At 64.5% G+C, this 18,443-nt stretch carries 19 protein-coding genes and 1 tRNA gene; 17 read left to right on the forward strand and 3 right to left on the reverse strand.

What is annotated here, in order from left to right; genetic code table 11:
- Positions 1-222 (reverse strand): FAD-binding protein (locus C5O79_RS36855; RefSeq protein ID WP_226111393.1); only part of this gene is annotated, 222 nt, incomplete at its 3' end.
- A 106-nt stretch (positions 223-328) separates the two neighbouring features.
- On the opposite strand from C5O79_RS36855, the gene C5O79_RS36860 reads away from it, so the two are divergent.
- Together C5O79_RS36860 and C5O79_RS36865 are read left to right on the forward strand one after the other, a co-directional pair.
- A complete protein-coding gene (locus tag C5O79_RS36860; RefSeq protein WP_011351770.1) occupies positions 329-1,111 on the forward strand; it encodes an SDR family oxidoreductase in 783 nt (260 codons plus the stop codon).
- Between the two features lie 32 nt (positions 1,112-1,143).
- Entirely contained in the window at positions 1,144-1,575 is a 432-nt protein-coding gene (locus C5O79_RS36865; protein WP_046545474.1) for a thioesterase family protein, read from the forward strand.
- Positions 1,576-1,652: 77 nt separating this feature from the next.
- On the opposite strand, the gene C5O79_RS36870 is transcribed toward C5O79_RS36865, so the two are convergent.
- The gene (locus C5O79_RS36870; protein ID WP_039371401.1) at positions 1,653-2,198 is read right to left on the reverse strand and encodes a LuxR C-terminal-related transcriptional regulator; all 546 of its coding nucleotides are present in this window, start codon (positions 2,196-2,198) and stop codon (positions 1,653-1,655) included.
- Between the two features lie 223 nt (positions 2,199-2,421).
- Between C5O79_RS36870 and C5O79_RS36875 the strand changes: the two genes are divergently transcribed.
- Together C5O79_RS36875 and C5O79_RS36880 are read left to right on the forward strand one after the other, a co-directional pair.
- Positions 2,422-3,126 carry a CoA transferase subunit A gene (locus tag C5O79_RS36875; RefSeq protein WP_043182547.1) on the forward strand — a complete coding sequence of 235 codons (705 nt, stop codon included), beginning with the start codon at positions 2,422-2,424 and terminating at the stop codon, positions 3,124-3,126.
- Position 3,127: 1 nt separating this feature from the next.
- Complete coding sequence (locus C5O79_RS36880; protein WP_122473836.1) at positions 3,128-3,769, forward strand: CoA transferase subunit B; 642 nt, start codon at positions 3,128-3,130, stop codon at positions 3,767-3,769.
- 102 nt (positions 3,770-3,871) lie between these two features.
- Here the strand turns inward: C5O79_RS36880 and C5O79_RS36885 are convergent, their stop codons facing one another.
- On the reverse strand, positions 3,872-4,810 hold the full coding sequence (locus C5O79_RS36885; protein WP_122473837.1) for a LysR family transcriptional regulator: 939 nt from the start codon (positions 4,808-4,810) through the stop codon (positions 3,872-3,874).
- A gap of 92 nt (positions 4,811-4,902) precedes the next feature.
- On the opposite strand from C5O79_RS36885, the gene C5O79_RS36890 reads away from it, so the two are divergent.
- The 13 genes from C5O79_RS36890 (at position 4,903) to C5O79_RS36955 (ending at position 18,381) form a co-directional block, all read left to right on the forward strand.
- On the forward strand, positions 4,903-5,787 hold the full coding sequence (locus C5O79_RS36890; protein ID WP_131932283.1) for an EamA family transporter: 885 nt from the start codon (positions 4,903-4,905) through the stop codon (positions 5,785-5,787).
- A 676-nt stretch (positions 5,788-6,463) separates the two neighbouring features.
- Entirely contained in the window at positions 6,464-7,360 is an 897-nt protein-coding gene (locus tag C5O79_RS36895; RefSeq protein WP_122473839.1) for an alpha/beta hydrolase, read from the forward strand.
- Positions 7,361-7,440: 80 nt separating this feature from the next.
- Complete coding sequence (locus C5O79_RS36900; protein ID WP_006486103.1) at positions 7,441-7,794, forward strand: RidA family protein; 354 nt, start codon at positions 7,441-7,443, stop codon at positions 7,792-7,794.
- Between the two features lie 39 nt (positions 7,795-7,833).
- Positions 7,834-10,068 (forward strand): bifunctional (p)ppGpp synthetase/guanosine-3',5'-bis(diphosphate) 3'-pyrophosphohydrolase, encoded by a 2,235-nt coding sequence (locus tag C5O79_RS36905; RefSeq protein ID WP_046545478.1) that lies wholly within the window; start codon positions 7,834-7,836, stop codon positions 10,066-10,068.
- 87 nt (positions 10,069-10,155) lie between these two features.
- Positions 10,156-10,232: transfer RNA gene (locus C5O79_RS36910), tRNA-Val, on the forward strand.
- A 271-nt stretch (positions 10,233-10,503) separates the two neighbouring features.
- Positions 10,504-12,411 carry a threonine--tRNA ligase gene (gene thrS / locus C5O79_RS36920; RefSeq protein WP_046545479.1) on the forward strand — a complete coding sequence of 636 codons (1,908 nt, stop codon included), beginning with the start codon at positions 10,504-10,506 and terminating at the stop codon, positions 12,409-12,411.
- A gap of 49 nt (positions 12,412-12,460) precedes the next feature.
- Positions 12,461-12,985, forward strand: a complete 525-nt coding sequence (gene infC / locus C5O79_RS36925; RefSeq protein WP_071734130.1) for a translation initiation factor IF-3 — start codon at positions 12,461-12,463, stop codon at positions 12,983-12,985.
- Positions 12,986-13,174: 189 nt separating this feature from the next.
- Positions 13,175-13,372: a 50S ribosomal protein L35 gene (gene rpmI, locus C5O79_RS36930; RefSeq protein WP_004191477.1), complete on the forward strand. Its 198-nt coding sequence runs from the start codon at positions 13,175-13,177 to the stop codon at positions 13,370-13,372.
- Positions 13,373-13,401: 29 nt separating this feature from the next.
- Complete coding sequence (gene rplT, locus C5O79_RS36935; protein ID WP_004192938.1) at positions 13,402-13,761, forward strand: 50S ribosomal protein L20; 360 nt, start codon at positions 13,402-13,404, stop codon at positions 13,759-13,761.
- Positions 13,762-13,909: 148 nt separating this feature from the next.
- Positions 13,910-14,923: a phenylalanine--tRNA ligase subunit alpha gene (gene pheS, locus C5O79_RS36940; RefSeq protein ID WP_041492813.1), complete on the forward strand. Its 1,014-nt coding sequence runs from the start codon at positions 13,910-13,912 to the stop codon at positions 14,921-14,923.
- 96 nt (positions 14,924-15,019) lie between these two features.
- Positions 15,020-17,449, forward strand: coding sequence for a phenylalanine--tRNA ligase subunit beta (gene pheT / locus C5O79_RS36945; RefSeq protein ID WP_122473840.1), 2,430 nt, complete (start codon positions 15,020-15,022; stop codon positions 17,447-17,449).
- A 72-nt stretch (positions 17,450-17,521) separates the two neighbouring features.
- A complete protein-coding gene (locus tag C5O79_RS36950; RefSeq protein ID WP_006486093.1) occupies positions 17,522-17,908 on the forward strand; it encodes an integration host factor subunit alpha in 387 nt (128 codons plus the stop codon).
- Positions 17,909-17,967: 59 nt separating this feature from the next.
- Entirely contained in the window at positions 17,968-18,381 is a 414-nt protein-coding gene (locus tag C5O79_RS36955) for a MerR family transcriptional regulator (RefSeq protein WP_046545482.1), read from the forward strand.
- Positions 18,382-18,443 lie beyond the last annotated feature (62 nt).

The following is an 18,443-nucleotide window of genomic DNA, read 5'->3' on the forward strand; positions in this document are numbered from 1 at the left end:
GCACACGCCGATCTCGGTGCCTTTCTCGGCGGCCAGCTGCTTGAGCCGGATCGCCGCCGACAGCCCGGCGGGGCCGCCGCCGACGATCACGACGTCGTATTCCATCGATTCGCGCGGGCCGTATTGCTCGATGAGGCTTGCGGGGGTCATTGGCGTTCCTCTAACCGTTAGAATGCTTTTATTCGGGAGCGTATTGTCTGCGAAACGAAACGCTTGCCGCAACAGCATGCGACTAGATTAGCACGATCGTTCTATTTTCGTGCTAGGGTAATGCCGCTCGGGCCGTGCTGCCCGTGGCGGCGAAACGACATCGAAAGGGGAAGTGCAAATGGGTCGGTCGATCAATCTGGAAGGCAAGGTTGCGCTGGTCACGGGCGCGTCGAGTGGCCTCGGGCAGCGCTTTGCGCAGGTGCTGTCGCAGGCCGGTGCGAAGGTCGTGCTCGCGAGCCGTCGCGTCGAGCGCCTGAAGGAGCTGCGTGCCGAGATCGAGGCGGCGGGTGGCGCCGCGCACGTCGTGTCGCTCGACGTCACCGACGTCCAGAGCATCAAGGCGGCGGTCGCGCACGCGGAGACGGAAGCCGGCACGATCGACATCCTCGTGAACAATTCGGGCGTGTCGACGATGCAGAAGCTCGTCGACGTGACGCCGGCGGATTTCGAGTTCGTATTCGACACCAATACGCGCGGCGCATTTTTCGTCGCGCAGGAAGTCGCGAAGCGGATGATCATGCGCGCGAACGGAAGCGGCAACGGCAAGCCGCCGTGCCGGATCATCAACATTGCGTCGGTGGCCGGGCTGCGCGTGTTTCCGCAGATCGGGCTGTACGCGATGAGCAAGGCCGCGGTCGTGCAGATGACGCGCGCGATGGCGCTCGAATGGGGGCGCCACGGGATCAACGTCAACGCGATCTGTCCGGGCTATATCGATACCGAAATCAATCATTACCTGTGGGAAACCGAGCAGGGCCAGAAGCTGCAGTCGATGCTGCCGCGCCGGCGCGTCGGCAAGCCGCAGGATCTCGACGGGCTGTTGTTGCTGCTCGCGGCCGACGAGTCGCAGTTCATCAATGGCTCGATTATCTCCGCCGACGATGGCTTCGGCCTCGCCTGAGCGGATGACATTCAGCAACAAAGAAGACTGCAATGAGCGATTATTCACCCGTTTTTGAGATGTCGATGCCGATCCGCTGGGGCGACATGGACGCGTTCGGCCATGTGAACAACACGGTCTATTTCCGCTACATGGAGCAGGCGCGGATCTCGTGGTTCGAGGAACTCGGCATCGCCGGCGGCAACGGCGAGGGGCAGGGGCCCGTCATCGTCACCGCGTCGATGGAGTTTCTCAAGCAACTGCACTATCCGGGTGACGTGATCGCGAGGATGTCGGCTGCGAAACCTGGCCGCAGCAGCTTCGACACCGGTTTCGAGCTGACGCGCGCCGACGATCCGCAGCACCTCTATGCGCGCGGCAAAGCGCGCTGCGTGTGGGTCGACTACGCGCTCGGCAAGTCGGTGCCGCTGCCCCAGTTGCTGCGCGACACGATCGAGCGCTCGCTCGCGACGAAGATCGGTTGAGCGCCGATACGGCGAGGCCGGCACCAGCTCGCCGGCGATACGCCATGCCCGTCGTTTCCCGAATCGGCCGCCGTCGGTCACTGCCCGAGCAGGCGCTGCAGCAGTTCCGGCGTATTGTTGGTCCCGTACTTGCGCATCAGCCGTGCGCGATAGATGTCGACCGTGCGCGAGCTGATGTCGAGCACCCGCCCGATCTGCTTGCTGGTCTTGCCGGTCGCGAGCTGCGCGGCAATCTCGCGCTCGCGCGGGGTCAGTTCGACGGCGACCCGGCGCGTCGCGCTCAAATCCTCGAAGGTCCACACACCCGCCGCCAGCGGCGCGGTGCGGTCGAGTGCGCGGCCGGTGACGTGGCACCAGAACAGCTCGCCGTCCGCCCGCTTCATGATTCTGTCATCCGAGTAGATGCCGTTCGCAGCCATCACGCGCGCGATCCGTTCGCCGATGCGCTGGAATTCGTCCGTCGACGGGTACAGCACCTCGTACGATTTCCCGATCAGGTCGGCCCGCGCGCAGCGGAAGATCGACGCGAGCGCGTCGTTGCAGTCCTCGATCACGCGGTCGCGCGACAGGACGAGGCCGAGCGGCGCGAGGTGGAAGGCAGTCTGGTAATCGAGAGCGGGCATGGCGCGGGCAAGCGGAGGCAAACGCTTATGTATTTTTGCGTATTGTGCCGCATCCGCGCCGCATCGTACCCTTTCAGGCATCTCGTGGCGGTTGGCCGCGACATAAAAACAGCGCGCCTCGACGCAGGCATCGCCGTGCATGCATAGAATGATGCGGCGGGCTTGCGGGCCACGTGGGCGCGTGAACCGGTTTCGCTGGTTTCCATAGAGGAAGGGACAACTGATGAACAAAGTCTATCCAAGCGCGGCTGCCGCGCTGGAAGGGATCGTCCGCGACGGACAGACCTTCGCGGTGGGCGGCTTCGGCCTGTGCGGGATTCCGGAGGCACTGATCGCGGCGTTGCGCGATTCGGCCGTCAAGGGCATCACCTGCATCAGCAACAACGCAGGCGTCGACGGTTTCGGCCTCGGCCTGTTGCTGGAAACGCGCCAGATCAAGAAGATGATCTCGTCGTACGTCGGCGAGAACAAGGAGTTCGAGCGCCAGTACCTGGCCGGCGAACTCGAGCTCGAATTCACGCCGCAGGGCACGCTCGCCGAAAAGCTGCGTGCGGGCGGTGCGGGCATCCCGGCGTTCTTCACGAATACCGGCTACGGCACCGTGATCGCGGAAGGCAAGGAAACGCGCCAGTTCGGCGATCGCCACTACGTGCTCGAGCCGTCGCTGACGGCCGACGTCGCGCTCGTGAAGGCCTGGAAGGCCGACAAGTCCGGCAACCTGATCTTTCGCCGCACCGCGCGCAACTTCAACCCGATGTGCGCGATGGCCGGCAAGATCACCGTCGCCGAAGTCGAGGAGATCGTCGAGAACGGCGAACTCGATCCGGACCACATCCACACGCCGGGGATTTTCGTGCAGCGCATCGTGCTGAACGCGACGCCCGAAAAACGCATCGAACAACGCGTCGTACGCGCGAAAGGAGACTGACATGGCCTGGAATCGTGACCAGATGGCCGCGCGCGCGGCGAAGGAACTGCAGGACGGCTTCTACGTGAACCTCGGCATCGGCCTGCCGACGCTCGTCGCGAACCACGTACCGGAAGGCGTCGAGGTGTGGCTGCAGTCGGAGAACGGCCTACTCGGCATCGGCCCGTCGCCGACCGAAGACGAAGTCGATGCTGACCTCATCAACGCCGGCAAGCAGACCGTCACGACGCTGCCGGGCTCGTCGATCTTCTCGTCGGCCGATTCGTTCGCGATGATCCGCGGCGGCCACATCAACCTCGCGATCCTCGGCGCGATGCAGGTCAGCAAGCAGGGCGACCTCGCGAACTGGATGATCCCCGGCAAGATGATCAAGGGGATGGGCGGCGCAATGGATCTCGTCGCCGGCGTGAAGCGCGTGGTCGTGCTGATGGAGCATGTCGCGAAGGGCGACCAGCACAAGATCCTCGAGGAGTGCAACCTGCCGTTGACGGGTGTCGGCGTGGTCGACCTGATCATTACCGATCTCGGCGTGATCGAGGTGACGCCGAGCGGTCTGAAGGTCCTCGAACTCGCCGATGGCGTGAGCGTCGAAGAAATCAAGGCGAAGACGGGCGCACCGCTCGACGTGAGCGCGGTGGGCTGAGTCTTTCGGCGCGAAGCGATTCGCCCCGCATGCCGGCAGGCATGCGGGGCGTTTTCGTTTCCGGGCCGCAGCAGCAGTTCTCCGGAGGTTGCGGCGGGCGCGTCAGACGGCAACCTGCAACGAGGCGACGCTGCGCCCGGCTGCCGGCGTGTCGGCATCAGCGTCGGGCGAATCGAGTTGCAACGCATGAAACAGGAAGCGTTGCAGCGTTGCGGCCGCGGACGTGCGGTCGCCGGCATCCGCATGGCTGAACAGGCCGAAGTCCGCGGCAGGCGGCGTGGGTAGCCCGGCGGCCTGAGGGTCGAGCACACGCATCGTGTCGCCGCGCACGTTCCGGTCGAGCAGCACCGCGACGCCGAGGCCGGCTTCGACCGCCGACTGGATGGCCGACAGGCTCGTGCTCGTGCAGACGACGCGCCACGCGAGCCCGGCTTCACGCAGCGCCGTGAACAGTTTCTCCTGCCACGGGCATGTGCCGCCGAATGCGACGATCGGCAAGGGTTCGTCGCGCGGCAGTGCGTCCTGCGCACGCGCGGCGGCCCAGCGAAGTGGATGCCGCCAGGCGGCGAGCGGTTCGGCCAGGATTAGTGCGGGGTCGCCGATGACGAAGTCGAGCGTGCGGGTCGCGAGCCGCTGCGACAGCGAGGGGCTCGTATCGACGACGATCTCGAGCGCGACGCGCGGAAACGAGGCTGCGAACTGCCGTAACGCATGCGGCAGATGGCCCACGGCGATGTCCTCGAGGATGCCGAGCCGCACGGTGCCCGAGATGTCGCCGGCGTTGAGCGCGGCACGCGCGGCGAGCCCGACGTCGAGCAACCGGTGCGCATAGGGCAGCAGTACGCTGCCGGCCGCCGTCGGCTTCACGCCGCGCGGCGAGCGTTCGAGCAGGCGCTGTCCGACTTCGTCCTCGAGTCGGCGCAGCGCCATGCTGACGGCCGCCTGCGTGCGATGGAGTGCCGTTGCCGCATCGCTGACGCTGCCTGTTTCGACCACTGTCACGAATGTGCGCAGCAGCGTGCTGTCGAGATCGCGGGCCATCAATTTTCCTGATGCGGGCATAAGAATTAGCAGCTTATATCAAGCGCGCGAGCGCGGTTAGCATCGTCGTGTCATCGATCTGGAGCGACCGTATGAGCGACGAATTGAGTACTGCACGACCGAGTGGCGCCGAGCGCGCGGCCCCGTCGTTTGCGCATGCGGTCGCGCCGTTGCTTGCCGTTGCGGCGATGTGCAGCGTGCAACTCGGCGCCGCGCTGTCGCGGCCGGCGACGATCGAGTACGGTACGCTCAGCACGACCTGGTTGCGGCTTTGCTTCGCCGCGCTCGTGCTGGCGATCGTCGTGCGGCCGCCGCTCCATATGTATTCCCGGCAGCGCTGGATTGCGGCGATCGCGCTCGGCGGTGCGATGGCCGCGATGACGCTGTGCTTTTTCGCGGCGGTCAGGCGTGTGCCGCTCGGGCTGGCCGTTGCGATTAACTTCCTCGGGCCGCTGGCGGTCGCCACGTTCGGCGTGCGCAAGCCGGCGATGCTGGTATGGCCGGTGCTTGCGCTCACGGGCGTGCTGCTGTTGGCGCGGCAGGACGGCATGTGGGTAGCGACGCCGGCCGCGCTGATCTTTCCGGTCGGCTCAGCGCTCGGCTGGGCCGCGTACATCCTGCTGATGAAGCGCGTCGGCACGCTGTTCGACGGGTTGCAGGGGCTCGCGACATCGCTGATCGTGGCCGCGCTCGTGACCACGCCGTTCGGGCTCGCGCAAAGCGGCGGCCATCTGCCGGCCCGGCAAATGATCGATGCCGCGTATCTGGCGGTGCTGGTCCCGCTGTTTCCTTACGTGCTCGAACTGATCGCGCTGCGGCGGATGAGCGCGTCGGCATTCGGCATCCTGATGAGCGCCGAGCCCGCGATCGCGGCGGCGATCGGCTTCGTCGTGCTGGCCCAGCCGATGGGGGCGCTGCAGATTGCCGGCACGCTGTGCGTGGTCGGCGCGAGCATCGGTGCGGTCGTGCAGAAGTGAAGATGAAGTCGCCAGGACGGTCCGGCCATGACAAACCGGCGCAAGGAAGCTGTATTTGCGACGTCGTGCCGGCAGCCACGCTATCTTTTTCCTGTCAGTTGTGCGGCCTGAACGACGATGTGGCGCGCTTCAGCGCGTGAGAGCGTGTGCGTCGCGTCGGCATCGCCCCGGCGCGGTGGCGTCCTGATGCTGCCCGAGCCGGCCGACAACCGGTTTGTCGGGGCCCACGCCGTACGACACCGTCGTGCCGAAGCGCGATCGGATCTTCGACGCGGCTCTCGCAAGGTTCCGCTGTTGCGGTGCGTCGGGGAACGAGATCGAGCGGGCGATCGGTGCGGCGCTGCGCGGCTGCCGTTACACGCGGGCCGACGCAGCGGTGCCGAGTCGTCGGGGCTGGCCGCGCGACCGTTTGGCGGAAGCGCCGCTCGCGACGGCATGGGCGAGGCAGGCGAGCGGTGAGAGGAGCAGTCTGTTGCCGTCCGCGGTTTCTGTCTCCCCGGTCGCGCCCGCAGGCGCCCGATTCACCGGTACCGCACGCGAATCGGGCGCCTGCGGGCGCGACGAACCGACTCGTGATCCGGAACGGGTTTACAATCGATTGCGTCCCCGCCCACCGTTCGGGCCGGGCCGGCGCACGTCATCGCGTCGCACTGCACCGTTCGACAGGATGCCTCCGATGCCCACTTCTTCCGTGAATTCTCCGATCCCCCGCGCGCGGCGCGTGCAGTGCGCGAGCGCGGCCGGCCTTCACCACGTCGCCTATACCGAATGGGGGGATCCCGCCAATCCGCGCGTGCTGGTCTGTGTGCACGGGCTGACCCGCTCCGGGCGCGATTTCGACCGGCTTGCCGCCGCGCTGTCCGATACGTATCGCGTCGTGTGTCCCGATGTCGCTGGGCGTGGCCGGTCCGACCGGCTGGCCGATCCGCGGCTCTATGCGATTCCGCAGTACGTGGCCGACATGGTGACGCTGATTGCACGGCTCGACGTCGAATCGGTCGACTGGTTCGGCACGTCGATGGGCGGCCTGATCGGCATGGCGCTCGCCGGGCTGCCCGGTTCGCCGCTGCGCCGGATGATCGTCAACGACGTCGGCCCGCGCATCGAGCCGGATTCGCTGACGCGCATCGGCGAATACCTCGGCGTGCAGCCGCGCTTTGCGACCGAACAGGAGGGGATCGACTATCTGACGTCGCTGTCGCTGCCGTTCGGTGCGCTGAGCGCCGACGAGTGGCGCGAGATCAACGGGCCGTTGCTGCACGAACTGCCCGAAGGCGGCTGGACGATGCGCTACGACCCGCGCATCGCCGAGCCGTTCAAGGCGACGACGCCCGAGCTGGCCGCGCTCGGCGAGGCCGCGCTGTGGCGCGCGATCGAGACGACGGACGCATCGGTGCTCGTCGTGCGCGGCGAGACATCCGACTTGCTGTCGCGCGAGACGGCGGCCGAAATGGTCCGGCGCGGCCGGCATGTGACGCAGGTCGAGATTCCGGGTGCGGGCCACGCGCCGGCGTTCGTCAGCGCCGACCAGATTGCGCTCGCGCGGCGGTTTTTCGTCGAAGGCGGCGCATAAACGCGTCATAATATGCGGTTCGGCGGCACGCGGGCCGTGCCGCCGCCCGAATCTCCATCTACTCACGACCGGAACATTCCATGGCAGTCATTCGTCATCACGTCGGGGCCCGTCTCTCCGAAACCGCGATCCACAACGGTACCGTGTATCTGGCCGGCCAGATCGCCGAAGACACCACGCAGGACATCCGCGGCCAGACGCGCGAAGTGCTCGGCCACATCGATCGCCTGCTCGCCGAAGCGAACAGCGACAAGGCGCATCTGCTGTCGGTGCAGATCTACATCTCGGATCTCGCGAACTTCGAAGGCATGAATGCGGAGTGGGATGCATGGGTCGCGCCGGGCAACACGCCGCCGCGCGCCACCGTCGAGGCGAAGCTCGCGGATCCTGCGCTGCTCGTCGAGATCGTGGTCGTCGCTGCGCAGCGGAGCTGAGCGTTATTCGACGATGACCGTATTCCGCCAGGCCGAGCAATGACCGAGTCCGTTTCCGCTTCTCCCGTTGCGGCGCCGTCGTTCGACGACGTGCTCGCGTTCGTGCGCGAGCGGGCCGGCGACGTGCGCCTGTCGTCGGGCGAACTGCTCGCCGATCACTCGGCGGGCACGGCGTCGATCATGCGCACGCTGAACGTCGATCCGGCCGCGATGCAGGCGGCCGCGCTGTTCGTGCTGACGCCGCACCTGAGCGACCCCGAGCGTGAGCTTACCGAGCGTTTCGGCGACGAAGTGGCGCGGCTCGTGTCCGACGTGCGCAAGCTGTTGCGGCTCGGCACCGTCAGCCTCCGTGCCGCGCAGAACGCGGGGGCCGACGCCGGGCGCGATGCGGCCGAAGAGCGGCGCACGCAGATCGAGGCGCTGCGCAAGATGCTGCTTGCGTTCGCGCAAGACATCCGCGTGGTGCTGATCCGGCTCGCGTCGCGCTTGCAGTCGCTGCGCTACTACGCGGCCGCGAAGATCGACCCGCCGCCCGACGTCGCGCGCGAGACGCTCGAGATCTATGCGCCGCTCGCGAACCGGTTGGGTATCTGGCAACTGAAGTGGGAGCTCGAAGATCTCGCGTTCCGCTTCGAGGACCCCATCACCTACAAGCGGATCGCGAAGCTGCTCGACGAGAAGCGCATCGAGCGCGAAGCATACGTCACGCAGGCGATCGACCGGTTGCAGCAGGAGCTGGCGGACGCGCACATCCAGGCCGACGTGAGCGGCCGGCCGAAGCATATCTACAGCATCTGGCGCAAGATGCGCGGCAAGGAACTCGACTTCTCCGAGCTGTACGACGTGCGCGCGTTTCGCGTGATCGTACCGGACATCAAGGATTGCTACGCGGTGCTCGGCATCGTGCATCACCTGTGGCAGCCGGTGCCGAAGGAATTCGACGACTACATCTCGCGGCCGAAGCCGAACGGCTACAAGTCGCTGCACACGGTCGTGATCGGCGACGACGGTCGCGCGTTCGAAGTGCAGATCCGCACGCAGGAGATGCACCGTTTCGCCGAGTACGGCGTCGCCGCCCACTGGCGCTACAAGGAAGCCGGCGCGCGCGGCTACGGCGGCCAGTTCTCGGCAAGCGACAAGTACGACGAGAAGATTGCATGGCTGCGCCAGCTGCTCGCGTGGAAGGACGACGTCGAGGACGGCGCGGAAAAGTCGGGCGACAAGGCGTGGGCGCAATTGCGCGAGACGTCGCTCGACGACGATCACATCTACGTGCTGACGCCGCAGGCGCGCGTGATCGCGTTGCCGCAGGGCGCGACCCCCGTCGATTTTGCGTACCACCTGCACAGCGAGCTCGGGCATCGCTGCCGTGGCGCACGCGTCGACGGCGCGATGGTGCCGCTCAATACGCCGCTCGCAAACGGCCAGACGGTCGAGATCGTCGCAGTGAAGGAGGGCGGGCCGTCGCGCGACTGGTTGAACCTGCAGCTCGGTTATATGAAGAGCCCGCGCGCCCGTCAGAAGGTGCGGGCGTGGTTCAACTCGATCGAGCAGGAAGAAAACGTCGCGCATGGCCGCGCGCTCGTCGAAAAGACGCTGCAACGCGAGGGCAAGACGTCGGTCAGTCTGGACAATCTCGCTGCGAAGCTCGGCTTCAAGTCGCCGGAGGAGCTGTTCTCGGTCGTCGGCAAGGAAGAGTTCAGCCTGCGCAATGTCGAGCACGCGCTGTCCGATGCGCCGCCGCCCGAACCGGCGCCCGAGGCGCCTGCCGATTTCGAGAAGCGCAGCAGTGGCGCGAGCGTGGCGCATGGCGCGTCGACCGGTGTGCTGGTCGTGGGCGTCGACGCGCTGCTGACCCAGCTCGCGCGCTGCTGTCGTCCGGCGCCGCCCGATCCGATCAGTGGATTCGTCACGCGCGGCAAGGGAATGTCGATCCACCGCACCGATTGCCCGACGTTCCGCCGGATGGTCGAGCGTGCGCCGGAGCGCGTGCTGCAGACGACCTGGTCGGCCGACGTGCTCGGCGGGCGCGGTGCGTCCGTCTATCCGGTCGACCTGATGATCGAAGCGAGCGACCGGCAAGGATTGCTGCGCGACATCTCCGAAGTGTTCGCGCGCGAGAAGATGAACGTGGTCGGCGTGAAAACGCAGAGTCGCCGCAATGCGGCATTCATGCAGTTCACGGTCGAGGTGTCGAACTCGGCGCAGGTGCAGCGCGCGTGCACGTTGCTTGGTGAGGTGCAGGGCGTCGTGCGGGCGGGGCGGAAGGCGTGATGTGGGGTTCGAACACCGTTATTTTGCTGCGGTCGCATAAAAATCCTTGCCAAGCCGGTAACGGCTCCATATAATCTTAGCTTCACTAGGCTCGTAGCTCAGCTGGTTAGAGCACCACCTTGACATGGTGGGGGTCGTTGGTTCGAGTCCAATCGAGCCTACCAACGAATTGAGAATGCCCGGTCTCCGGGTGTTCGATGCAGCAAATAACTCAACGCGAACAAGGCGAATACGGTTATGACACCGCGAACGTTGACCGAAACTTTTTCGGAGCGACGCTAGTCGAGGAACCCTTTCGCCCTTTCAGTTTGAGTGAAGTATCGAATGCGGCCCCTCGAAAGCGGGGCCGCATTTTTTTTGTCGCGAATTTTTCCCGCGTGATTTTTATGTCGCGCACCTGGTCTGCCGCCCACTGTCGGCATCACGGAGATTGCTATGGTTTCGATACGCTTGCCTGACGGCTCAGTTCGACAATACGAGCATCCGGTGACAGTTGCCGAGGTTGCGGCCTCGATCGGTCCCGGTCTTGCGAAGGCTGCGCTTGGTGGCAAGCTCGATGGCGAGCTCGTCGATACGTCGGCCGTGATCGACCGCGACGCGTCGCTCGCGATCGTGACCGACAAGGATGCCGATGGCCTCGACATCATCCGTCACTCGACGGCGCACTTGCTCGCGTACGCGGTGAAGGAACTGTATCCGGACGCGCAGGTGACGATCGGCCCGGTGATCGACAACGGCTTCTATTACGACTTCTCGTATAACCGCCCGTTTACGCCCGAAGATCTGGAGAAGATCGAAAAGCGCATGCAGGAACTCGTGAAGAAGGATGAGCCCGTGACGCGCCGTGTCGTGTCGCGTGACGAAGCGGCGGGCTACTTCCGCAGCATCGGCGAGAAGTACAAGGCCGAGATCATCGAATCGATTCCGCAAAGCGACGAAATCAAGCTGTATTCGCACGGCGGCTTTACCGATCTGTGCCGCGGCCCGCACGTGCCGTCCACCGGCAAGCTGAAGGTCTTCAAGCTGATGAAGGTCGCGGGCGCGTACTGGCGCGGCGATTCGAAGAACGAGCAGCTGCAGCGCATCTACGGCACGGCCTGGACGAAGAAGGAAGATCAGGACCAGTACCTGCACATGCTCGAGGAAGCGGAAAAGCGCGATCACCGCAAGCTCGGCAAGCAGCTCGACCTGTTCCACATGCAGGAAGAGTCGCCGGGCATGGTGTTCTGGCATCCGAAGGGCTGGGCGCTGTGGCAGCAGGTCGAGCAGTACATGCGCCGCCGCGTGAACGAAGCCGGCTACCTCGAGATCAAGACGCCGATGATCATGGACCGCTCGTTGTGGGAAGCGTCGGGCCACTGGCAGAACTACCGCGAGAACATGTTCACGACGGAGTCGGAGAAGCGCGACTACGCGATCAAGCCGATGAACTGCCCGGGCCATGTCCAGGTGTTCAAGCACGGCCTGCGCTCGTACCGCGACCTGCCGCTGCGTTACGCGGAATTCGGTTCGTGCCACCGCAACGAGGCGTCGGGCGCGTTGCACGGCCTGATGCGCGTGCGCGGCTTCGTGCAGGACGATGCGCACATCTTCTGTACGGAAGACCAGTTCATCTCGGAATCGATCGCGTTCAACACGCTGGCAATGAGCGTGTACAAGGACTTCGGTTTCGAGCACATCGACATCAAGCTGTCGCTGCGCCCGGACCAGCGTGCGGGTACGGACGAGACGTGGGATCGCGCCGAGCAGGGCCTGCGCGACGCGCTGACGGCCTGCGGCCTCACGTGGGAAGAGCTGCCGGGTGAAGGTGCGTTCTACGGTCCGAAGATCGAGTACCACATCAAGGATGCGCTCGGCCGCTCGTGGCAGTGCGGCACGCTGCAGCTGGATATGGTCCTGCCGGAGCGCCTCGGCGCCGAGTATGTCGCGGATGACAGCAGCCGTCGCCGTCCGGTGATGCTGCATCGTGCGATCGTCGGTTCGATGGAGCGTTTCCTCGGCATTTTGATCGAGCACCATGCTGGCGCGATGCCGGCCTGGCTCGCGCCGTTCCAGGCAGTTGTGCTCAATATCGCCGAAAGTCAGGCCGAATATGCGCAATCTCTGGCCCAATCGTTGCAAAAACAAGGGGTTAGAGTGACGGCCGATTTGCGCAATGAGAAGATTAGCTATAAAATACGCGAGCACACGCTGGAAAAGGTGCCTTATCTCCTCGTCGTGGGGGACAAGGAGCGTGATGCGCAAACGGTAGCCGTGCGTGCCCGTGGCGGCGTCGATCTTGGCGTGATGCCGGTCGAAGCCTTCGTTGAGCGTCTGCAGGAAGACCTGCGCTCGTTCAAGTAACCGCCCTGGCAGCGCGGCTCGTTTTTTTAATTTTTAGAGGAAACGTAACATCGCTACTGATAAGTCGTCGCACCGCATCAACGGTGAAATCACTGCGCCGGAAGTGCGTCTGGTCGGGATCGAGAACGAACCGCTCGGTATCGTAAAACTCGCTGATGCTTTCCGTAAATCGGAAGAACTGGATGTTGACCTGGTGGAAATCGCGCCGCAAGCGGTTCCCCCGGTTTGCCGTCTGATGGATTACGGCAAGTTCAAGTACCAGGAATCGAAGAAGCAGCACGAAGCGAAGCTGAAGCAGAAGGTCATCCAGGTCAAGGAAGTCAAGTTCCGGCCGGGTACCGATGACGGGGATTACAACGTCAAGCTCCGCAATCTCGTGCGCTTCCTCGAAGAAGGCGACAAGACGAAGATCACGTTGCGTTTCCGCGGCCGCGAAATGGCTCACCAGGAAATCGGTATGCGGATGCTTGAGCGTCTGCGCACGGATCTCGAGGAAGTCGGCCAGGTCGAGCAGATGCCGAAGATGGAAGGGCGCCAGATGATCATGGTGCTCTCGCCGAAGAAAAAGAAGTAACGAGCCCGCGCGCGTCGCGCGCAGGTTCGAAGTGGTTCGGCGCGTTGCCCTGTCAGGGCGGCGTGCCAACAATGACGGCGGCTGCGCAAGTGGTCCGCCGTACACAAGTGGACTGGGTTTCGAAGGGCGGGTCAAGGGCGCAAGCCAACCGCACACCCATCGCCATCTAATAAACTGGAGTTGTTCGTCATGCCTAAGATGAAGACCAAGAAGAGTGCTGCAAAGCGCTTCGTGGTGCGTCCGGGCGGTACCGTCAAGCGCGGTCAAGCCTTCAAGCGTCACATCCTGACCAAGAAAACCACGAAGAACAAGCGTCACCTGCGCGGCGCAACGGCAGTTCATGATTCCGATCTGAACTCCGTCCGCGCGATGCTGCCGTTCGCGTAACCCCTAACTGATACTCTAAGGAGAGAAACATGCCTCGAGTCAAACGTGGGGTAACCGCACGGGCCCGCCACAAGAAGATCATCAACCTGGCCAAGGGTTATCGCGGCCGTCGCAATAACGTCTACCGCATCGCCAAGCAGGCGGTGATGCGCGCTGGTCAGTACGCGTACCGCGATCGCCGCAACAAGAAGCGTGTGTTCCGCGCACTGTGGATCACGCGTATCAACGCGGCAGTTCGCCAGCACGACATGACCTACAGCGTGTTCATCAACGGCCTGAAGAAGGCGTCGATCGAACTCGACCGTAAGGTGCTGGCCGACATGGCGGTGTTCGACAAGGCTGCTTTTGCTGCGATCGTCAAGCAGGTGAAAGCCGCCGTTGCAGCCTAATTGCGAAATTAGCACTGCGTGGTTAGTTGCAGCGAGGTTCCGGTAGTCTCGGCCGCTGCAGCGAAAACGGGGCTCTTCCGAGCCCCTTTTTTGTTTGGTGGGCGATTTCGCTCGCCAAGACCGAATGACGTTGGAAATGATGGGATCTATGGATCTGGACCAGATTGTCGCCGACGCGCAGCAGTCCTTCGAACAGGCTGCCGACATCACCACGCTCGAAAACGAGAAAGCACGATTTCTCGGCAAGTCGGGTGCGCTGACCGAGTTGCTGAAGGGCCTCGGCAAGCTCGATCCCGAAGCACGCAAGACCGAAGGCGCACGCATCAACGTCGTGAAGCAGCAGGTTGAAGCTGCGCTGACCGCCCGTCGCCAGGCACTGGCCGACGCGCTGCTGAATCAGCGCCTCACTGCCGAAGCGATCGACGTGACGTTGCCGGGCCGCGGCGCCGGTGCAGGCAGCCTGCACCCCGTGATGCGCACGTGGGAGCGTGTCGAACAGATTTTCGGCTCGATCGGCTTCGATGTGGCCGATGGCCCCGAAATCGAGACCGACTGGTACAACTTCACGTCGCTGAACAGCCCGGAGAACCATCCGGCGCGTTCGATGCAGGACACCTTCTACGTCGAAGGCAAGGATGCCGACGGCCGCCAGCTGCTGCTGCGCACGCACACGAGCCCGATGCAGGTGCGTTACGCGCGCATGAACCGTCCGCCGATCAAGGTGATCGCGCCGGGCCGCACGTATCGCGTCGACAGCGATGCGACCCACTCGCCGATGTTCAATCAGGTCGAGGGGCTGTGGATCGACGAAAACATCAGCTTCGCCGACCTCAAGGGCGTCTATACCGACTTCCTGAAGAAATTCTTCGAGCGCGACGACATCCTCGTGCGCTTCCGTCCGTCGTATTTCCCGTTCACGGAACCGTCGGCCGAGATCGACATGATGTTCGAGCAAGGCAAGAACGCCGGCAAGTGGCTCGAGATCTCCGGTTCGGGGCAGGTGCATCCGACCGTGATTCGCAACATGGGCCTCGATCCCGAGCGCTACATCGGCTTTGCGTTCGGCAGCGGCCTCGAGCGCCTGACGATGCTGCGCTACGGCGTCCAGGATCTCCGGCTGTTCTTCGAGAACGACCTGCGTTTCCTGCGCCAGTTCGCGTAACGCCGCGCGCCGCGCCGACCTGTGCCCGTGCACGCCTCGACGGACGTTTCCGAGGGGCCCGGGCGTCGATCTAACCTGTTTCGAACGTAGACATCCATGCAATTCCCTGAATCCTGGTTGAGAACCTTTGTCGACCCGCAGCTGACGACCGACGAACTGTCGCACGCGCTGACGATGGCGGGGCTCGAAGTCGAATCGCTGAGCAAGGCTGCGCCGCCGACGTCGAAGATCGTCGTCGGCCGCGTGCTCGAAGTCGTCAAGCATCCGGATGCGGACAAGCTCAATGTCTGCCAGGTCGACGCCGGCACCGGCGCGACGCTGAATATCGTCTGCGGCGCGCCGAACGTCGCGCCCGGCATCAAGGTACCGGTCGCGCTGGTCGGCGCGGAACTGCCGCCGGCAGAAGAGGGCGGCAAGCCGTTCGCGATCAAGCTGTCGAAGCTGCGCGGCGTGGAGAGCCAGGGGATGCTGTGCTCGGCGCGCGAGCTGAAGCTGTCCGAGGATCACAGCGGCCTGCTGGTGCTGCCGGAAGATACGCCGGTCGGCCAGGACATCCGCGAGACGCTGAACCTCGACGACACGATCTTCGAAATCAAGCTGACGCCGAACAAGGCCGACTGCCTGTCCGTGTTCGGTATCGCCCGCGAGACGGCTGCGATCACCGGCGCACCGCTGACGCCGGTCGACATCCGCCCGGTGCGCGTCGAGCTCGACGAAACGCTGCCGGTGCGCATTGCCGCGCCCGATCTGTGCGGCCGCTTCTCGGGGCGTGTGATCCGCGGCGTGAACGCGCATGCGAAGACCCCGCAGTGGATGGTCGAGCGCCTCGAGCGTTCCGGCCAGCGCAGCGTATCGGCGCTCGTCGACATCTCGAACTACGTGATGTTCGAGCTCGGCCGCCCGTCGCACGTGTTCGATCTCGACAAGATCCACGGCGGTATCGAGGTGCGCTGGGGCAAGCGCGGCGAATCGCTGAAGCTGCTCAACGGCAACACGGTCGAACTCGACGAAACGGTCGGCGTGATTTCGGACGACCGGCAGGTCGAAAGCCTGGCCGGCATCATGGGCGGTGACAGCACGGCCGTCACGCTCGATACGACCAACATCTACCTCGAAGCCGCGTTCTGGTGGCCGGACAGCATCCGCGGCCGTGCGCGCAAGTACAACTTCTCGACCGATGCGGCGCATCGCTTCGAGCGCGGCGTCGACTACGCGACGACCGTCGAGCACGTCGAGCGCATCACGCAACTGATTCTCGAAATCTGCGGCGGCAAGGCCGGCCCGGTCGACGATCAGTCCGTGAACCTGCCGCAGCGCGCGCCGGTGAAGATGCGCGTATCGCGCGCGAACCGCATCATCGGCGTACAGATCGGTGCCGACGAGATCGCCAGCATCTTCACGCGCCTCGGCCTGCCGTTCGAACGTGAAGACGACGCATTCCTCGTCACGCCGCCGTCGCATCGCTTCGACATCGAGATCGAAGAAGACCTGATCGAGGAAGTGGCGCGCATCTACGGCTTTGAAAAGATCCCGGCGCGTCCGCCGGTCGCGACGAGCGAAATGCGCGCGACCAACGAGACGCGGCGCTCGATCCACGACATTCGTCACGCGCTGGCCGCGCGCGACTACGCGGAAACCGTCAACTTCAGCTTCGTCGATGCGGAGTGGGAGCAGGATTTCGCGGGCAACGACCACCCGATCCGCCTGCTGAACCCGATCGCGAGCCAGCTGTCGGTGATGCGCACGACGCTGTTCGGCAGCCTGATTTCCGTGCTGCGCCACAACCTGAACCGCCGCGCGGATCGCGTGCGCGTGTTCGAGGCTGGCCGCGTATTTCTCACCGATACGGCGGCGAAGGCCGGCGAGCTGACGGTCGAAGGCTACGTGCAGCCGAAGCGCGTCGGTGCGCTTGCCTACGGTCCGGCGCTCGACGAGCAATGGGGCACGGCGACCCGCGCGGTCGATTTCTTCGACGTGAAGGGTGATCTCGAGGCACTGCTTGCGCCCGCGACCGCACGCTTCGTGAAGGCGGAGCATCCGGCCCTCCATCCGGGCCGCAGCGCGCGCATCGAAGTCGATGGCCGTGCGGTCGGCTGGATCGGCGAACTGCACCCGCGCCTGATGCAGAAGTACGAACTGCCGCACGCGCCGGTGATGTTCGAGGTCGACGCGGACGCGCTGATTGCACGTGCGTTGCCCGCGCCGACCGACGTATCGAAATTCCCGCCGGTTCGTCGCGATATCGCCGTCGTCGTCGATCAGGCGGTCGAGGTTCAGGCACTTTTCGACGAAATGAAGAAGGCGCTTGCCGAAGAGGCCTGCCGATTCGTTCAGAAGGTTGTACTCTTCGACGAATTTCGTGCAAAATCAAATACTTCCGGTGGTCTTGCCGCGCACGAGAAGAGCCTTGCCTTCCGCGTGACGCTGCAGGACGCGGCTGGCACGCTACAGGACGAGGTCGTCGATCAGGCTATCCAGACGCTGGTCGAGCGGATGGCTCGTACCGGTGCCCGCCTGCGCGGCTAAGGAGGAGGTCCGCCCGCTTGCGGGCGGCCTGTTCCGATCGTAAGTTTTGATTTAACGCGCTGTATGGCAGATATGAACGACATGACCTCGAGTGAATTCGAAGCCCTCCTGACGGCGCAACGCAGCGCCATGAACCGCGACGCTTCGGCGCCGGCGTCCACCGAGACGCCCACGCTGACGAAGGCGGAGCTGGCGGAGCTGCTGTTCGACAGCGTCGGGCTGAACAAGCGTGAAGCGAAGGACATGGTCGAGGCGTTTTTCGAGGTGATCCGTGACGCGCTCGAAAACGGCGAGAGCGTCAAGCTGTCGGGGTTCGGCAATTTCCAGTTGCGCGACAAGCCGCAGCGTCCGGGCCGCAATCCGAAGACGGGCGAGGCGATTCCGATCGCGGCCCGCCGGGTGGTAACCTTCCACGCGAGCCAGAAGCTGAAGGCGCTGGTCGAAAACGGCGCGGAGTAAGCCCCCCGCTGACGCACCCGCGCGGCCGCCGCGCACCCTTTACCGACGGTTAACCGACGATGACCACTACGGTTGAGAAAGTCGTCTTGCCTCCGATTCCCGCGAAGCGCTATTTCACGATCGGTGAAGTCAGCGAACTTTGCGGGGTCAAGCCGCATGTGCTGCGTTATTGGGAACAGGAATTTACTCAACTGCGGCCGGTGAAGCGGCGTGGCAATCGTCGGTATTACCAGCACCACGAAGTGCTGCTGATCCGGCGGATTCGCGAGTTGCTGTACGAGCAGGGATTCACGATCAACGGCGCGCGCAACCGGCTCGATTCGCCGGCCGGCGAGCGGGCCGCGGCGGCACCCGTCGAGCCGGAGATGCCGGCCACCGATGCGCGCGTGTCAGGCAAGCCGGGCTCGACCGTCGACGTCATTGCATTGCGACAGGCGCTGCTCGACGTGATCGACGGACTGAAGCACGACTGAGCGCGAAGCGCGAAGGATGAAATGAAAAGCCCGGTTGGCGGCGCGCCACCGGGCTTTTTCAT

Source organism: Burkholderia sp. SRS-25 (genome assembly GCF_004343765.1).
Classification (GTDB): Bacteria; Pseudomonadota; Gammaproteobacteria; order Burkholderiales; family Burkholderiaceae; genus Burkholderia; species Burkholderia contaminans.

Excerpts from the sequence above, each read along its gene's own strand:
- C5O79_RS36860 (WP_011351770.1), top strand. The coding sequence starts at position 329 with ATGGGTCGGTCGATCAATCTGGAAGGCAAGGTTGCGCTGGTCACGGGC.
- C5O79_RS36865 (WP_046545474.1), top strand. The coding sequence starts at position 1,144 with ATGAGCGATTATTCACCCGTTTTTGAGATGTCGATGCCGATCCGCTGG.
- C5O79_RS36870 (WP_039371401.1), bottom strand. The coding sequence starts at position 2,198 with ATGCCCGCTCTCGATTACCAGACTGCCTTCCACCTCGCGCCGCTCGGC.
- C5O79_RS36875 (WP_043182547.1), top strand. The coding sequence starts at position 2,422 with ATGAACAAAGTCTATCCAAGCGCGGCTGCCGCGCTGGAAGGGATCGTC.
- C5O79_RS36880 (WP_122473836.1), top strand. The coding sequence starts at position 3,128 with ATGGCCTGGAATCGTGACCAGATGGCCGCGCGCGCGGCGAAGGAACTG.
- C5O79_RS36885 (WP_122473837.1), bottom strand. The coding sequence starts at position 4,810 with ATGGCCCGCGATCTCGACAGCACGCTGCTGCGCACATTCGTGACAGTG.
- C5O79_RS36890 (WP_131932283.1), top strand. The coding sequence starts at position 4,903 with ATGAGCGACGAATTGAGTACTGCACGACCGAGTGGCGCCGAGCGCGCG.
- C5O79_RS36895 (WP_122473839.1), top strand. The coding sequence starts at position 6,464 with ATGCCCACTTCTTCCGTGAATTCTCCGATCCCCCGCGCGCGGCGCGTG.
- C5O79_RS36900 (WP_006486103.1), top strand. The coding sequence starts at position 7,441 with ATGGCAGTCATTCGTCATCACGTCGGGGCCCGTCTCTCCGAAACCGCG.
- C5O79_RS36905 (WP_046545478.1), top strand. The coding sequence starts at position 7,834 with ATGACCGAGTCCGTTTCCGCTTCTCCCGTTGCGGCGCCGTCGTTCGAC.
- thrS (WP_046545479.1), top strand. The coding sequence starts at position 10,504 with ATGGTTTCGATACGCTTGCCTGACGGCTCAGTTCGACAATACGAGCAT.
- rpmI (WP_004191477.1), top strand. The coding sequence starts at position 13,175 with ATGCCTAAGATGAAGACCAAGAAGAGTGCTGCAAAGCGCTTCGTGGTG.
- rplT (WP_004192938.1), top strand. The coding sequence starts at position 13,402 with ATGCCTCGAGTCAAACGTGGGGTAACCGCACGGGCCCGCCACAAGAAG.
- pheS (WP_041492813.1), top strand. The coding sequence starts at position 13,910 with ATGGATCTGGACCAGATTGTCGCCGACGCGCAGCAGTCCTTCGAACAG.
- pheT (WP_122473840.1), top strand. The coding sequence starts at position 15,020 with ATGCAATTCCCTGAATCCTGGTTGAGAACCTTTGTCGACCCGCAGCTG.
- C5O79_RS36950 (WP_006486093.1), top strand. The coding sequence starts at position 17,522 with ATGAACGACATGACCTCGAGTGAATTCGAAGCCCTCCTGACGGCGCAA.
- C5O79_RS36955 (WP_046545482.1), top strand. The coding sequence starts at position 17,968 with ATGACCACTACGGTTGAGAAAGTCGTCTTGCCTCCGATTCCCGCGAAG.